A 16442-nucleotide genomic window follows, 5' to 3' on the forward strand; every position below is an offset into this window, starting at 1 on the left:
GGTTCTTCGACAGCTCCACCCCAGCTCCGGGGGCCTTCCCTGATCAAGTACCGCTAGAGGCGTGTCGCCCTGCACCAACCTGTCCGGTCAGTACAGCTAGCCCTGCAGTCGCGCGAGGACCGCCTCGCCCACCTCCCGGGTGCTGCGCGGTGCCGGGCCGCGGGCGGCCAGGTCGGCCTCGACGGCCGCCTCCACCCGGGCCGCGGCGGCCGAGAGCCCCAGGTGGTCGAGCAGCAGCGCCGTCGACAGGATCGCGGCGGTCGGGTCGGCGACCCCCGTCCCGGCGATGTCGGGCGCCGAGCCGTGGACGGGCTCGAACATGCTGGGCGTGGTGCGGTCGGGGTTGACGTTGCCGCTGGCAGCCAGGCCGATGCCGCCGGTTACCGCGGCCGCGAGGTCGGTGAGGATGTCGCCGAACAGGTTGTCGGTGACGATGACGTCGAAGCGCTCGGGCTTGGTCACCAGGAAGATCGTGGCCGCGTCGACGTGGAGGTAGTCGGTCGTCACGTCGGGGAACTCCGGGGCGACGGCCGCGACGGTGCGCGCCCACAGGTGCCCGGCGTGCACCAGGACGTTGTTCTTGTGCACCAGGGTGAGGTGCTTGCGCTCGCGGCGCTGAGCCCGGGCGAACGCGTCGCGGACGACCCGCTCCACGCCGTACGCGGTGTTGACGCTGACCTCGTTGGCGACCTCGTGCGGCGTGCCGACGCGGATCGCGCCGCCGTTGCCGACGTAGGGACCCTCGGTGCCCTCGCGCACGACGACGAAGTCGATCTGCGGCGAGCCCGCGAGCGGGGTGGTGGCGCCGGCGAACAGCTTGGAGGGACGCAGGTTGACGTAGTGGTCGAGCTCGAAGCGCAGACGCAGCAGCAGCCCGCGCTCGAGGACTCCGCTGGGCACCGACGGGTCGCCGACGGCGCCGAGCAGGATCGCGTCGACGCCGCGCAGCTCCTCGAGCACGCTGTCGGGCAGCGTCTCCCCCGTCGCGTGCCAGCGGCGCGCGCCCAGGTCGTAGTCGGCGTAGTCGGCGCGGGCGCCCTCGGAGGCGAGCACGGCGTCCAGCACCGTGCGCGCCTCGGCGACCACCTCCGGGCCGATGCCGTCACCCGGGATGCTGGCGATGCGGTAGGTCTGCGTCACGCCGTCGACCCTACGACCCGCGACCGGATGCTGGCGTCGCGTCCCAGCATGTGGAAGCCTCAGGCGGCTGCGGCCTCGCTGCCGGGAGCGTAGTCGCCGGCGACCTCCTGCTCGGAGAGCGCCGCGATCGCGGCCATGACCCGGTCGGTGAACTCGCGCCGGGCGGCCGCCGGGCTGAGCCCCGGCGGCAGGTCGTCGGCGTGGAGAGGCTCACCGAAGCGTACGGTCACGCGCGCCAGGCGCGGCACCCACGCACCGACCGGCAGCAGGCGCTCGGTGCCGATGACACCGACCGGCACGACCGGCGCACCCGAGGCCATAGCGAGCCACGCGACGCCGGCGCGGCCGCGGTAGAGCCGGCCGTCGCGCGAGCGGGTGCCCTCGGGGTAGATGCCGAAGGCGCCCCCGGCCCGGAGCACCTCGAGCGCCGTCTCGAGCGAGCGGTGGGCGGCCGCGGTGTCGCCGCGCTTGACCGGGATGGCGTTGAGGGCGGTGAAGAACGCGCGGGTGAAGACGACCGAGATGCCGGGGCCGGTGAAGTACTCGGCCTTGGCGAGGAACGCGACGTCGCGCGGGGCGACCAGCGGGATGACGATGCTGTCGATGAACGAGACGTGGTTGCTGGCGAGGATGACCGGCCCGGAGGTCGCGACGTTGTCCCGGCCCTGCACCACCGGTCGGTAGACCGTGTGGCGCAGGACCGAGAGCAGCAGTCGGACGACGCGGTAGAGCACCGGCAGCTCAGGCGAGGTCGACGACGCGGCCCGAGACGGCCCCGATGCTCTCGACGATGGCCTCCAGCACCTCGGGCGAGACGGCGCTGTCGACGGTGAGGGCGACGAGCGCCTCGCCGCCCGCGCTGCTGCGGCTGACCTGCATGCCGGCGATGTTGATGCCGGCCTCGCCGAGGTGCTGGCCGATGACGCCGACGACGCCCGGCTTGTCCTCGTAGCGCAGGAACAGCATGTGCTCGGTGGGCACCACCTCGACGTCGAGCCCGTCGACCTCGACGATCTTCTCGACCTGGCGCGGACCGGTGAGCGTGCCGGACACCGAGAACTGCGCGCCGTCGGCCGTGGTGCCGGCGAGCGTGACCAGGTTGCGGTAGTCGGGGCTGACCCGCTCGGTGAGCAGGCGCGTCTCGAGCCCGCGCTCCTTGGCCAGCACGGGGGCGTTGACGTAGGTGACGGCCTCCTCGACCACGTCGGCGAAGATGCCGCGCAGCGCCGCCAGCTCGAGCACGCGGACGTCCTGCTCGGCGATCTCGCCGCGCACGACGACGTCGAGCGACTGCGGCACGGCGCCGATCAGCGCGGAGAGGATGCGGCCGAGCTTCTCGGTGAGCGGGATGCCGGGGCGCACGTCCTCGGCGATCACGCCGCCCTGCACGTTGACCGCGTCGGGGACGAGCTCGCCGGCCAGGGCCAGGCGCACCGAGCGGGCGACCGCGATGCCCGCGCGCTCCTGGGCCTCGTCGGTGGAGGCGCCGAGGTGGGGAACGCCGACGACCTGCTCGAGCGTCATCAGCGGGGAGTCGGTGGTGGGCTCCTTGGCCCACACGTCGAGCCCGGCGCCGGCGACCCGGCCCTCGACGATGGCGTCGTAGAGCGCCTTCTCGTCGACGATGCCGCCGCGCGCGGCGTTGACGATGCGGACGCCGGGCTTGACCTTGCGCAGCGCCTCCTCGCCGATCAGGCCGACGGTCTCCGGCGTCTTGGGCAGGTGCACGGTGATGAAGTCGGCCTCGGCCAGCAGCTCGTCGAGGCTCACCAGGCGGGCGCCGATCTGCGCGGCGCGCCCCGCCTGCACGTAGGGGTCGTAGGCCAGCACCTTCATGCCGAACGCCGAGAGCCGCTGGGCGACGAGCACGCCGATGCGGCCCAGGCCGACGACGCCGATGGTCTTCTCGAAGAGCTCCACGCCGGTGAACTTGCTGCGCTTCCACTCCCCCGCCTTGAGCGAGGCGTGGGCGGCCGGCACCCGGCGGGCGACCGAGAGCAGCAGCGTGATGGCGAGCTCGGCGGCCGACACGATGTTGGAGGTCGGTGCGTTGACGACCATGACGCCGGCCTGCGTGGCCGCGGGCACGTCGACGTTGTCGAGGCCGACCCCGGCGCGGGCGATGACCCGCAGGGACTTCGCGGCGGCAATGGCCTCGGCGTCGACCTTGGTGGCGCTGCGGACGAGGATGGCGTCGACGTCGACGATCGCGGCCAGCAGCTCGGCGCGGTCGGCGCCGTTGCAGTGCCGGACCTCGAAGTCGGGGCCGAGGGCCTCCATCGTCGCCGGCGACAGCTCCTCGGCGATCAGTACGACGGGCTTGCTCACCAGATGCTCCCGGGACGCGTGGAAGGGGCGGACCTTGCCTCTAGGCGCGCCACTCTAGCGAGGCGCACCGGCACTCCTGACCGCTGCGCCCTGCTCGGGCCTCCACCAGTCCGCGAAGTGGTGGACCGGGCCGGAGCCCGACCCCACCTCCAGCTCGTCGGCGTGCAGGAGCGCCCGGGTCAGGTAGTCCTTGCCCAGTCGCACCGACTCGCGCAGGGGCAGGCCGCGCGCGAGGTGGGCGGCGACCGCCGAGGCCAGCGTGCAGCCGGTGCCGTGGGTGTTGCGGGTCGGCACGCGCGGCGCGGACAGCTCCAGCAGCCCGTCGGCGTCGGCCAGCACGTCGTCGCTGGTGCTCCCGTCGAGGTGGCCGCCCTTGACCAGAGCGGCGCCCGCACCGAGCGCGCGCAGCTCCTGCGCGGCCTGCGCCATCGCCGCCCGGTCCGGCACCGGGTGGCCGAGCAGGGCGGCGGCCTCCGGCAGGTTCGGGGTGACCAGCGTGGCCAGGGGCAGCAGCCGCTCGCGCACCGCCTCGGCGGTGCCCGCCGCACCGAGGGCGTCACCGCTGGTGGCGACGAGCACGGGGTCGACGACGAGCTGGGGTACGCGGTGGCGCGCCACCGCCGCAGCGACCGCCTCGACGACCTCCGGCGTACCGAGCATCCCGGTCTTGACGCAGCGCACGTCGAGGTCGCCGAGCACAGCGTCGAGCTGGGCCGTGACGAAGTCGGCGGGCACCTCGTGCACGCCGGTCACCCCGCGGGTGTTCTGCGCGGTCAGGGCCGTGAGGACCGCAGCGCCGTAGGTGCCGAGGGCCGAGAAGGTCTTGAGGTCGGCCTGGATGCCCGCACCGCCCGACGGGTCGGACCCGGCGACCGTGAGCACCACGACCGCGCTCACGACCGGGCCGCCAACGCCTCGTCGACCGCCGCGCGCAGCGCGGCGGCGGCTGCCCGGGGGTCCGCAGCGGCCATGACGGCCGAGACGACGGCCACGCCCGACGCACCGGCGGCCACCGCCTGCCGGGCGCGGTCCGGGTCGATCCCGCCGATGGCGACGACGGGCCGGCTGCGGTCGGTGGCCCCGATCGCCCCGGTGCCCACGGCTCCACCCGCGTCGGACTTCGTCGAGGTGGCCCAGACCGGCCCGACCGCGGTGTAGTCCAGTGCAGACCTCTCGTCGTCGGCGAGGCGGCGGCCGCCGTAGAGCGACATGCCGATGACCACGTCGCGGCCGAGCACCTGCCGCGCCAGCACGGGATCAGGGTCCGCGCGACCCACGTGGAGCCCGAGCCCGAGCTCGGTCGCGACGGGCAGGGAGTCGTTGACCAGCAGTGGCACGCCCGTGCCGTCGAGCACCTGCAGCAGCCGGCGCGCCTCGACGAACAGCTCGCTGGGCGAGGCCCCCTTGTGGCGCAGCTGGACGGCGGTGACCCCGCCGACGACGGCGGCCTCCACCGTCGCCTCGAGCGGGCGCTCGCCGCCGAGCGCCGGGTCGGTCACCAGGTAGACGCGCAGGTCCGCGGTCATGAGGAGACCACCTGGGCGCCGTCCCGGAGGGCGGACTCGTCGAGCCGGTGCAGCTCGTCGAGCAGCCGCCAGCGCAGCGTGCCCGGGCCCGCGGCGTCGCACCCGGCGCGGGACCCGGCGGCTGCGTAGACCGCACAGGCCGCGACCGCGGCCTCGAAGGCCGGCGCGACGGCGGCGAAGGCGCCCGTCACCGCGGTCAGGCTGCACCCGGTGGCGGTGATCCGGGCCATCAGGGGGTGCCCGCCCGTGACCGTCGCGACCCTGGTCCCGTCGGTGACGACGTCCACCTCGCCGGTCACCGCGACCACGCAGGAGTGCCTGCGTGCCAGTGCTTGCGCGGCGTCGAGAGCCGACTCGACGCTGTCGGTGCTGTCGACCCCGCGCGCTCCCCCACCGGCCTCGGCCGTCGACGAGGCTCCGGTGACCCTGGCGAGCGCGAGCACCTCGCTCGCGTTGGCACGCACGATGCTCGGCGTGCGGGCCATCAGCTCGGCGCAGAGCTCGTCGCGCATGGCGGTCGCCCCGACGGCCACCGGGTCGAGCACCCAGGGTCGTCCGGCCTCGACCGCAGCGGTCGTCGCGCGGACCATGCCGTCGGCCCAGCGGGGCGACGGCGTACCGGTGTTGACCGTCAGCGCCGACGCGATCGCGGCGAACTCCCCCGACTCGGCCGGGTCGGCCACCATCGCCGGCGACGCGCCGACCGCGAGGACGGCGTTGGCCGCCAGGTCCATGGCGACGTAGTTGGTGATGCACTGCACCAGCGGGGAGCTGCGGCGCACCTGCGCGAGCAGCTCGGCGACCTCGGCGACGTCCATGCGGGCTCTCCTTCGCGTGCGCCCGGCGAGGAGGCCGACGTCAGCACGCGGGCACGGGGAGCGCGCCCTCGTGCGTCGGCTCCCTACGCCGGAACGACCCGGATCAGGTTCGGCGGGTCTGTCTCAGCCCTCTCGCGAGGGCACCCCGGCCGACGTACGGGTCAGAGGCTAGCGCCCCACCTCGCGGCGGTGGACGCGCGCCTCCCAGGGCCGCAGCCCGAGCCCCTCCGCCGGCTCGCGGTAGTTGCCCAGCACCAGCTCCGAGCCCTCCCACCCCTCGAGCTCGACTTCGGCGTCGGAGCCGGAGAAGTTCCCCAGCACCAGCAGCTCCTCGTTGCCGAGACGGCGCGTGAAGGCGTAGACCTGCTCGTCGTCGTGCAGCAGCAGCGTGAAGTCGCCGAGCACCACGGTCCGGGAGCTGTGGCGGAGCGCGATGAGGCGGCGGTAGTGGTGGAAGACCGAGTCGGGGTCGGCCGTCTCGGCCGCGGCGTTGACCTCGGTGTAGTTGGGGTTGACCTCGCTCCATGGCGTGCCGGTCGTGAACCCGGCGTGGGGCGAGGCGTCCCACTGCATCGGCGTGCGCGCGTTGTCGCGGGCCATCGGGCGGATCGAGGCCAGCACCTGCTCGGGGTCGCGGCCGGCCGCGACCTCCTGCCGGTAGTGGTTGATCGACTCGATGTCGCGCAGCTCGTCGACCGAGCGCAGCGGCGCGTTGGTCATCCCGAGCTCCTCGCCTTGATAGACGTACGGTGTGCCGCGGTGCAGGTGCAGCACCGTCGCGAGCATGGTGGCGGAGCGCACCCGGTGCTCGCCGTCGTCGCCGAAGCGCGACACCACGCGCGGCTGGTCGTGGTTGTTCCAGTAGAGGCTGTTCCATCCGACATCGGCCAGGCCCGCCTGCCAGCGGGCGAGGGTGGCCTTGAGGTCGGTGAGCTTGAGCGGGTGGTGGTCCCACTTGGTGAGGCCCTGGTCGACACCCATGTGCTCGAACTGGAAGACCATGTCGACCTCGCGCCGGGCCGGGTCGGTGAACAGCCGGGCCTCGTCGACGGTGACGCCGGGCATCTCACCGACTGTCAGCAGCTCGGGCCGGCCAGTGAAGACCTCGCGGCTCATCTCCTGCAGGAACTCGTGGATGCGTGGTCCGCAGAGGTAGTAGGCGCCGCCGTCGGCGAACAGACCACCTGAGCCCACCACGTGCGCGTCCGGGAGGGCCGGGTCCTTCGAGATCATGTTGATGACATCCATGCGGAAGCCGTCGACGCCCCGGTCGAGCCACCAGCGCATCATCGCGCAGACCGCCTGGCGTACCTCGGGGTTCTCCCAGTTGAGATCGGGCTGCTTGCGCGAGAACAGGTGCAGGTAGTACTCGCCGGTCGCGTCGTCGAGCTGCCAGGCCGAGCCGGAGAAGAAGGAGCCCCAGTTCGTGGGCTCAGCCCCAGGCGTACCCGGCTCGAGGCCTTCGCGGGCGGGGCGCCACCAGTACCAGTCGCGCTTCGGGCTGTCCTTGCTCGCCCGTGACTCCTCGAACCACGCGTGCTCGTCGCTGGTGTGGTTCACCACGAGGTCCATGACGAGCTTCATGCCGTGCGCGTGCACGTCGGCGAGCAGCTCGTCGAAGCCCTCGAGGGTGCCGAACACCGGGTCGATGCCCTGGTAGTCGCGGATGTCGTAGCCGGCGTCGTCCTGCGGCGAGGGGTAGACCGGCGAGAGCCACAGGACGTCGACCCCGAGCGTGCGCAGGTGGTCCAGGCGGGACCGGATGCCGGCCAGGTCGCCGATGCCGTCGCCGTCGGAGTCGGCGAAGCTGCGCGGGTAGATCTGGTAGACGACCGCGTCGGCCCACCAGGGCGTCGTTGGTGCCACGTCGGCGTCCCACCCTTCCACTCGTGTGTCCGAACACATCAGCACATCGCCGCAGGTCGGCGCGCGGCGGGTTCGGACACGGGGGTGGTGCAGAGAGAGGGAAGGGCCGTCCCAGGGGTGGCGGGACGGCCCTTCCGCACTACCGCGGGTCCCGCCTGGTGGGGCGGGACGCGCGGAGCTCTTCGACGCCTCAGCGCGAGGCGGAGCCCTCGACGTAGTCGTCGTCGGAGGACTTGACCCAGCTCATGAGCTTGCGCAGCTCGCGACCGGTCGCCTCGATCGGGTGCTGCTCGCCCTTGGCGCGCAGCTGCTTGAACTCCGGCGCGCCGGCGTCCTGGTCGGTGATGAACCGGTTGGCGAACGTGCCGTCCTGGATGTCGGTGAGGACGTCCTTCATGCGCGCCTTGACCGAGGCGTCGATGATGCGCGGGCCCGAGACGTAGTCGCCGTACTCGGCGGTGTCGGAGATCGACCAGCGCTGCTTGGCGATGCCGCCTTCGTACATCAGGTCGACGATGAGCTTGAGCTCGTGGAGGCACTCGAAGTAGGCGACCTCGGGCTGGTAGCCCGCCTCGATGAGCGTCTCGAAGCCGGCCTGGACCAGCGCCGACATGCCGCCGCAGAGCACGGCCTGCTCGCCGAACAGGTCGGTCTCCGTCTCCTCGGTGAACGTGGTCTTGATGCCGCCGGCCCGCAGGCCGCCGATCGCCTTGGCGTAGGAGAGCGCGAGCGGCCACGCGCCGCCCGTGGCATCCTGCTCGACGGCGACGATGACGGGTACGCCGCGGCCCTCGCTGTACTCGCGGCGCACCAGGTGCCCGGGACCCTTCGGAGCCACCATGCACACGTCGACACCGGCCGGCGGCTTGATGTAGCCGAAGCGGATGTTGAAGCCGTGGCCGAAGAACAGCGCGTCGCCGTCCTGCAGGTTGGGCTCGATCTCGGCGGTGTAGACGTGGCGCTGGATGTGGTCGGGCGTGAGGATCATGATGAGGTCGGCCTCGGCCGCGGCCTCGCCCGGCGTCACGACGCGCAGGCCCTCGGCCTCGGCGCGGGCGCGGCTCTTGGAGCCCCCGGGCAGGCCGACGCGGACGTCGACGCCGGAGTCGCGCAGGCTCAGGGCGTGCGCGTGGCCCTGGCTGCCGTAGCCGATGACGGCCACGGTGCGGCCCTGGATGATCGAGAGGTCGGCGTTCTCGTCGTAGAACAGCTCTGCTGCCACGGGTCGGATCTCCTTGAGGATGGAAGCGGGGGTCTCAGGCTGAGCGGTCGACCGGGCGCAGCGCGCGGTCGGTGATGGAGCGGGAGCCGCGGCCGACGGCGACCATGCCGCTCTGCACGAGCTCCTTGATGCCGAAGGGCTCGAGGACGCGCAGCAGCGCGGCCAGCTTCTCGGCGTTGCCGGTGGCCTCGATCGTGACGGCATCGGTGGCGACGTCGACGACCTTGGCGCGGAACAGCGAGGCGGTCTCCAGGATGTGGGACCGCGTCGCGAGGTCGGCCTTGACCTTGACGAGCAGGAGCTCCCTCGCGACGGTGACGGAGGGCTCGAGCTCGACGATCTTCACGACGTTGATGAGCTTGTTGAGCTGCTTGGTGACCTGCTCGAGCGGCAGCTCGTCGACGTCGACCACGACGGTCATGCGCGAGATGCCGGGCTGCTCGGTCGGGCCGACGGCGAGGGAGTCGATGTTGAAGCCGCGCCGGCTGAAGAGGCCGGAGATGCGGGCGAGCACGCCGGGGACGTCCTCGACCAGCACGCTGAGCGTGTGCTTGTCGGCCATCAGAGCTCCACTCCCGTCTCGCCCTCTTCGCCGTCCCACACCGGGGCGAGGCTGCGGGCGACCATGATGTCGTCGTTGCTCGTGCCGGCCGCCACCATCGGCCAGACCATCGCGTCCTGGTGGACGACGAAGTCGATGACGACGGGCAGGTCGTCGACCGACATGGCCTTCTCGATCGTCGCGTCGACCTGGTCGGGCGAGTCGCAGCGCAGCCCTACGCAGCCGTAGGCGTCGGCGAGCTTGACGAAGTCGGGCACCCGGCGGCTCTCCAGCGTGGTGTTGGAGTATCGCGAGCCGTAGAACAGCGTCTGCCACTGGCGCACCATGCCCAGGGTGCCGTTGTTGATGACGGCCACCTTGATCGGGATGTCGTTGATCGTGCAGGTGGCGAGCTCCTGGTTGGTCATCTGGAAGCAGCCGTCGCCGTCGATCGCCCACACGGTCGCGTCGGGCCGGCCGACCTTGGCGCCCATGGCCGCGGGGACGGCGTAGCCCATGGTCCCGGCACCGCCCGAGCTGAGCCAGGTGTTGGGGTTCTCGTAGTCGATGAACTGCGCCGCCCACATCTGGTGCTGGCCGACGCCCGCGGCGTAGACCGCCTCCGGACCGGCGATCTTGCCGATGCGGGAGATGACGTACTGCGGCGAGAGCGTGCCGTCGTCGGGCTCGTCGTAGCCCAGCGGGTAGGTCTCGCGCCAGCCGTTGACCATCGACCACCAGCCGGCCAGGTCGGCGCGGTTGCCGGCGTCGAACTCCGCCTTGACCGCGGGCACGAGGTCGGCGATCACCTCGCGCACGTCGCCGACGATCGGGATGTCGGCGGTGCGGTTCTTGGAGATCTCGGCCGGGTCGATGTCGGCGTGGATCACCTTGGCCAGCGGGGCGAAGCTCGACAGCTTGCCGGTCACCCGGTCGTCGAAGCGCGCGCCGAGCGTGATGAGCAGGTCGGCCTTCTGCAGCGCGGTCACCGCGGCGACGGTGCCGTGCATGCCCGGCATGCCGAGGTGCTGGTGGTGGCTGTCGGGGAAGGCGCCGCGCGCCATCAGCGTCGTGACGACGGGGATGCCGGTGAGCTCGGCGAGGGTACGCAGCTCGGCCGCCGCGCGCGCTCTGATCACCCCGCCGCCGACGTAGAGCACCGGGCGCTTGCTCGAGGCGATCAGCCGGGCCGCCTCGCGCACCTGCTTGCTGTGGGGCTTGGTCACCGGACGGTAGCCCGCCAGGTCGACGCTCGCGGGCCAGGCGAAATCGGTCTGGGCCTGCAGCGCGTCCTTGGCGATGTCGACGAGCACCGGGCCGGGGCGGCCGGTGCCGGCGATGTGGAACGCCTCGGCGATCGCGCGCGGGATCTCGTCGGCCGAGGTCACCAGGAAGTTGTGCTTCGAGATCGGCATCGTGATGCCGGAGATGTCGGCCTCCTGGAAGGCGTCCGTGCCGATCGCGCCGCTGGGCACCTGGCCGGTGACCGCCACCATCGGCACCGAGTCCATGTAGGCGTCGGCGATCGGGGTCACCAGGTTGGTCGCGCCCGGGCCGCTCGTCGCCATGCAGACGCCGACCTTCCCGGTGGCCACGGCGTAGCCCTCGGCCGCGTGCCCCGCGCCCTGCTCGTGGCGCACCAGGATGTGCCGGATCTGCTGGGAGTCGAGGATCGGGTCGTAGGCCGGCAGGATCGCGCCGCCCGGGATGCCGAAGACGGTGTCGACGCCGACGGACTCCAGCGACCGGACCAGGCTCTGGGCTCCGGTGATCTTCTCGGTCACTCGCTCCACCTCTCCTCGCGTCGGGCGTTGCTCTGCGTGCTGCGGCTCTTCTGGTCCACCAGGGTCTGGTCCAACAAAAAACCCCCCGGCCCGATGGGGCGACGAGGGGTAGCGCGCTCAGCTTGTGGTCAGCTGGCGCGCTGTCGAACTACGAGGAGTCGGGTCTGCACGGTGGACATACTGCCCCACGCCTGCCGCCGGTGTCCACCGGTGTCCAGGGAGCGAGACGGCGCCGGGTGCAGGAAGGGGCGGGGACGCAGTACGCGTCCCCGCCCCTCCCCGTGCTCAGCCGCCTAGTTGGCGGGCTTGACGCCCGTAACGAGGTAGACGTGGTCGTTGAAGTCGGAGTTGACCACGTAGGTGTCGTTGACCAGGAGGTAGGTATCTGGCACGACGGAGCCGTTCGCGAGCTTCAGGGCGAAGAACCGCAGCCCATGCCCGCACCGTCCCGGATTGGGGCGCGTGGGACAAGACACGTACTGGCTGGAGTTGATCCCTTGGGCCATGAGCGCCTTCCGCACCGGACCGACGTTGACCGCGTCCTCGCTCCATTCACCGGGGCGAACTCCGTCGAAGGCGGACGTGTCGGTGTTGGCGATCACGAGGTCGAAGATGCCGTCGACATGGGTGGAACCTGTGAGCGGGGACCCCGAGGCCTGCTCGGTCGCCTGAGGCACGAACGCCTGAGACCATGCCGGACTGTCGCTGACGATGGGATGCGACCGGAACTCGGGAAACGCGTCGCTACCGGCCGCATAAGGGGCCGACCAGAAGAGGGACTGGGCGGTGCCGTAGACGGCACCGTCCTTCTTGGCGTCATCGTGCCAAGAAGCCATCTCGAAGACGGAGAAGTTGCCGCTCGGGTCGGCTGCCGCCAAGTGCGGCAGAGACACCTCGTCACCTCGCAGCGTGCGCTGCGATCCCGTGTTGAGGGTCTTGCCTTCCTTGATCTCCTGATCAGTCAGCGTTCGAGTGCCCCAGCCGAACGTGGAGAAGATCTGCTGGAGAGCCGGCTCGTAGTCACCGCCGACATGGGACTGGACGATGCCGGCCAGCGTGATCGACGCGGTCGGGGTCGACGAGCTGTCACTGGTGACCGTCATGGCGCCGCTCGTCGCGTAGGCGGGTCCGTTAGCCGTGGGGTTCGTCTGGGTGAACTGCACCGTCAGGTCAACTGTGCCGTTGGCAGGGATGCTGACAGGGAAGGTCGTAGGCGACACGAGCGTCCAACCAGCCGGGACCGACGCTCCTGTGAGGTTCACCGCCACTGCGCCGGTGTTGCGGACCGTGACGCTGTCAGTGTCGTGCACGCACGAGAAGGTGCCCGCGCTCGTGCAGTACCGACCCGCGTACGACGGGTTGCCGGTGGTGGCAGAGTTGGCTGCGTTGTCATCGACCCGGTTGAAGACCAAGCGGTCGACGTAGGGCAGGACCGTCTTCGGCGCCAGGACCACCGCGGCCGCGCCCGGCGGCAGCGCGACGCCGCCGGTGCCGGTGCCCGGACCGGTGCCCGTGCCCGGGGCGGGCGTCGTGGTGCCGGCGCCCGGGACGGGGTCGGTCACGACGATCGCCGGCTGGCTCGACCGAGCCGTGGCGTAGAGGTAGCCGGTGACCTGGGCCCGCATGGTGATGGTGCCGGCGGAGACGGCGACGCGCACGGTGCCGTTGCTGGTCGGTGCCACGGCGAGAAGGGTCTGGCCCGAGCTGCCCTTGGCGACGGCGAAGGACTGGACGGCGCGACCGGAGTAGACGCGTACGACGCCGGCGCGCGGCGCGATCCACGAGAAGGCGACGGTGATCGCGTGGATGCCGGACAGCGGGGTGCCGCCGACGCCGGCGATCGCCGCGGTGACCGGGTGGCCCGCGCGCACCTGGGCGGCGTGGCCGAGGCTGCCGACGACGTAGGCGCCGGAGACTCCGACGAGCGCGCCGTCCACCGCGGCGGTGCCGCGGGTGCCGGTGACGTAGCCGACGACGGTGGCCGAGGCGGCGCCGCGGCCGTTGAAGCGGGTGCGGATGACGCCCGAGGCGCTGGTCGGCACGACGACCAGCGCGTCGGTGACCTTGCGCCCGCGGGTCAGGACGACGGCGGGAGCGGCCGGACGGGCCTGGCCGTCGGCCCAGAGGTAGAGCGAGCCGGTGGCGCTGCCGGCCAGGCGCACGTGCACGAGGGCCGCGCCGACGTTGCGCGAGGGCACGCCGGCGTGGGCGGCGACGCGTACGCGGCGGTCGGCGGTCGGCGCGAGGCGGCCGAGGCTCAGCGCCTTGGGGACGGTCGGGACGACGGCACCGACGGAGGCGGCGACGGCGCCGGAGCGCACGAAGCCGACGACCGAGAGGCGGGTCGTGGTCACGGCGCCGCTGGCGCTGACCGAGACTGCGCCGCCGCGGCCCAGCTTCACCAGGGTGGTGGTGGTGCGGGTCGAGCCGGCCACGCCGGTGAGCGTGACGGCGGCGGGGCGGCGGGCGCCCTTCGACCACACGGTGACGGTCGAGGCGCGCGAGGAGGTCGCGTCGACCTGCAGCAGCACGGCGCTGACTCCGCGGCGGGGGACGCCCGCCTTGCCGAGCACGGCGACGTCGCGGACCACGCCCGCGGCGAGCCGCGAGGAGTAGAGGCCCTTGACGGGCACCGCGCTGACGCCGCCGGCGGTCGCCGCCGTCGTCGCGGGCACCGCGGCCGCGGCCTGGGGCACGAGCGCCGACGCGCTCGAAGCCGGACCCGCGGCGGAGGCCGGGGTCATGGCGGCGGCCACCGGTGACGCGGCGGCTGCTGTGGCGACGAGCGCGGTCAGACCGCGGCGCAGGGTTCGACGCATGTGTCTCCTCGTGTAACGGACGGGAGGCACCAGGGTAAGCGCGCGAAACGGACGTCGTGCACCATGCGGCCCACCTCTACGGGTGAAACCGGCGGGCCCGGACGGCCGCTCGAGCGGTCAGGAGGCGACGGCCACCCCCGTCAGGAGGAAGACCTCGTCCTGGAAGTCGTTGTTGGGGCTGCCGCCCGGGATCGGCTCGTCGAGGCAGAGCAGGTAGGCGCCGGGCACGACCGCCCCGGCTGCGTCGCGGACGCGCAGGACCCGCCAGTTGCCCGGCTCGGTGTTGGTGGCGGCGACCCGGTCGGCCGAGCCGTCGGGCATGGTCACGACCGCTCGGAGCGCGAACGGCGAGCCTGCGACGGCGTCCGGCACGGTAGCGACGGGCACCTCGCCGCCCAGCTGCAGCGGCAGCACCGACGAGCTCGACGACGCGGCGCGGGTGAGCACCTGCGTGCTGCCGGCCGTCAGGCGCAGCGTGCTGCTGACCGGCCCGAAGGCGGCGTACTCGCGCAGGACCACCGGGTCTGCCCCGGCCCGCACGAAGGTGCGAGCGGCCACGACGTCGCCGCCGGTCGCGGGCACGGCGGCCAGCGTGCCGGGCACGACCGAGCCGACGGCGTACGCGTGGAGCAGGTCGCGCAGCCACGGCTCCCCCGTGCCCGGCACCCGCTCGCGCAGGCCGGCCAGCGGCACGGAGAGGGTCGGCGTCGCCGGGGCGTCGGTCGCGACGGTCAGCGTGCCCAGGTCGGGCGAGTAGGACCAGCTCGTGGTGGAGGCGGCGGTCGCGGAGTAGGTGACCGGCAGGTCGACCGAGGCCCCCGGCGCGACGGTGGCAGGGACGCCGCGGACGCTGAAGCTGCCGAGCGTGCCGGCCTCGGCGTCAGCCTGCCCGGACTTGTGGACGATCGCCCTGCTGGTCACCGCGGTGGTGGCCGAGCCGAGCGTCAGCGCGCCGGTGCCGGTGTTGGTGACGCGGACGACGCCCGTCGCGTGCGGGGTGAGCGAGCTGGGCGAGGCGAGCACGTTGAGCACGAGCTGGGAGGACACCGGTGAGCCGGGCAGCGACACAGAGGCGGCGGGCACCGGCTGCGGCGCCGAGGTCGCCGGCTGGCTCGGTGCCGAGCTGGGTGCCTGGCTCGGCGTGGGCGCCGGGGCCGAGGTCGCCGGCGGCGTGACGACCGGCGCCGGAGCCGTCGGGCTCGGCGCGGGCGCCGACGCGACGGGCGCCCCGTCGACGTAGCCGAGCACGCGGAGGCTCACCCGGAGCGTGCGGGCCGAGCTCGCGACGACGAACCTGCCGCTGGAGTCCGGGCGCACGAGCAGGACGGTCTCGCCGCGGGTGGCTGCGGACACGGCGGCCGAGGTGACGGCCGAGCCGATGAGGCGGACGACTCCGGAGCCCTTGGTGACCCTCACGCCGAGCGCGAGGGCGGCGGCGCCGACGGGCACGCCGGCCGGCCGCAAGACGCTGCGGGGGTGCCCGACGCCGACGTCGGAGCTGACCAGGGTCCTGCTGGCCACGGGCCGCAGCGCGCCCTCCGTCGCCGCGGGAGACGGCGCGACCCAGCCCACCAGGGTCGCCGTCATGGTCGGCGACGTGCGGGTCGCCTGCAGGGAGAAGCGGCCCGACCGGTCGACCGGCACCACGGCCAGCGAGTCCGTGCGCGGCTGGCCGCTCTCGAGGACGAGGGCAGGGGCGGCGGGGCGCGCGGTCCTGCTCGGCCAGGCGAACACGCTCGCCGGGCGGCCGCTGGCGTGCAGCTGGAGGACGACGGCGCTCGCCCCCAGCGGGACGCCGGCGACGCCGGTCGCCCGGACCGTACGCGGCCGCACCGGCACGGTGCGCCCGCCGAGGACCAGCCGCTTCGGCGACGACGCGGCGAGCACCCCGCCGGCGCCCGCGGTGCCGGCGCGCACGTAGGCCGTGGCCGACACGGTGACGGAGAGCGAGGGCGCCAGTCGCGACGAGGTGGCGGCAGCGGTCGTGAGCGCGACCGCTCCCCCGCGCCCGAGGGGCACCAGGACGCTGGTCGTGGTGGTCGTGCCGGGCAGCGCGGTGAACGACGCCTCGTCAGGTCGGTGGCCGCCGGCGGCCCAGACGCGTACGCCGGCGGCTGGGCGGCCGGTCGCGTTGCGGGCGGTGACGGTGAGGAGCACCGCGCTGGCGCCGCGCGCCGGGACGCGGGCGTGGCCCGCCACGGGCAGCAGCCGCGTACCGGTCTTCAGCGAGAGGCTCGCCACCCGGGTGCCGGGCAGCGGCACCAGCGCGGACGCGCGTGCGGCCGCCTGCGCCGCGTGCGCGGGCGTCGCGACGACGAGGGACCCGGCGGCGGGCACGACCCCGAGGCATCCGGCCGCGAGAGCGGCGGCGAGCAAGGGGCGCAGGACGCGCATGGGT

General features: G+C 73.2%; 11 protein-coding genes, 1 pseudogene and 1 riboswitch. All 12 genes and pseudogenes read right to left on the reverse strand.

Annotated elements, in window-relative coordinates; translation table 11 throughout:
- Positions 1–96 precede the first annotated feature (96 nt).
- The 12 genes and pseudogenes from CLV35_RS15155 to CLV35_RS20170 all read right to left on the reverse strand — a co-directional run bounded on the left by CLV35_RS15155 (position 97) and on the right by CLV35_RS20170 (position 16438).
- The gene (locus CLV35_RS15155) at positions 97–1140 is read right to left on the reverse strand and encodes a 3-isopropylmalate dehydrogenase (protein ID WP_121194363.1); all 1044 of its coding nucleotides are present in this window, start codon (positions 1138–1140) and stop codon (positions 97–99) included.
- A gap of 59 nt (positions 1141–1199) precedes the next feature.
- The gene (locus CLV35_RS15160) at positions 1200–1874 is read right to left on the reverse strand and encodes a lysophospholipid acyltransferase family protein (RefSeq protein ID WP_121194364.1); all 675 of its coding nucleotides are present in this window, start codon (positions 1872–1874) and stop codon (positions 1200–1202) included.
- A gap of 7 nt (positions 1875–1881) precedes the next feature.
- Positions 1882–3471 carry a phosphoglycerate dehydrogenase gene (serA, locus tag CLV35_RS15165; protein WP_121194365.1) on the reverse strand — a complete coding sequence of 530 codons (1590 nt, stop codon included), beginning with the start codon at positions 3469–3471 and terminating at the stop codon, positions 1882–1884.
- 51 nt (positions 3472–3522) lie between these two features.
- Positions 3523–4365: a bifunctional hydroxymethylpyrimidine kinase/phosphomethylpyrimidine kinase gene (thiD, locus tag CLV35_RS15170; RefSeq protein ID WP_121194366.1), complete on the reverse strand. Its 843-nt coding sequence runs from the start codon at positions 4363–4365 to the stop codon at positions 3523–3525.
- Positions 4362–4994: a thiamine phosphate synthase gene (gene thiE, locus CLV35_RS15175; RefSeq protein ID WP_121194367.1), complete on the reverse strand. Its 633-nt coding sequence runs from the start codon at positions 4992–4994 to the stop codon at positions 4362–4364. Before thiE ends, thiD begins: the two co-directional genes overlap by 4 nt.
- Positions 4991–5812, reverse strand: coding sequence for a hydroxyethylthiazole kinase (thiM, locus tag CLV35_RS15180; RefSeq protein WP_121194368.1), 822 nt, complete (start codon positions 5810–5812; stop codon positions 4991–4993). The genes thiE and thiM overlap by 4 nt, the downstream gene beginning before the upstream one ends.
- 63 nt (positions 5813–5875) lie before the next feature.
- Positions 5876–5970: riboswitch (TPP riboswitch) on the reverse strand.
- Between the two features lie 10 nt (positions 5971–5980).
- Positions 5981–7717: a glycoside hydrolase family 13 protein gene (locus CLV35_RS15185; RefSeq protein ID WP_121194579.1), complete on the reverse strand. Its 1737-nt coding sequence runs from the start codon at positions 7715–7717 to the stop codon at positions 5981–5983.
- Positions 7718–7868: 151 nt separating this feature from the next.
- Positions 7869–8900: a ketol-acid reductoisomerase gene (ilvC, locus tag CLV35_RS15190; RefSeq protein WP_121194369.1), complete on the reverse strand. Its 1032-nt coding sequence runs from the start codon at positions 8898–8900 to the stop codon at positions 7869–7871.
- Positions 8901–8934: 34 nt separating this feature from the next.
- Positions 8935–9462, reverse strand: coding sequence for an acetolactate synthase small subunit (gene ilvN, locus CLV35_RS15195; protein WP_121194370.1), 528 nt, complete (start codon positions 9460–9462; stop codon positions 8935–8937).
- Positions 9462–11297: pseudogene (locus tag CLV35_RS15200) on the reverse strand (acetolactate synthase large subunit); the annotation flags it as partial. The gene ilvN and the pseudogene CLV35_RS15200, both read right to left, overlap by 1 nt.
- 221 nt (positions 11298–11518) lie before the next feature.
- A complete protein-coding gene (locus CLV35_RS15205; protein WP_121194372.1) occupies positions 11519–14044 on the reverse strand; it encodes a hypothetical protein in 2526 nt (841 codons plus the stop codon).
- A 117-nt stretch (positions 14045–14161) separates the two neighbouring features.
- Positions 14162–16438: an RAD23 family protein gene (locus CLV35_RS20170; RefSeq protein WP_183062013.1), complete on the reverse strand. Its 2277-nt coding sequence runs from the start codon at positions 16436–16438 to the stop codon at positions 14162–14164.
- Positions 16439–16442: the final 4 nt, after the last annotated feature.

Origin of the sequence: Motilibacter peucedani (assembly GCF_003634695.1) — a bacterium.
Lineage (GTDB): Bacteria > Actinomycetota > Actinomycetes > Motilibacterales > Motilibacteraceae > Motilibacter > Motilibacter peucedani.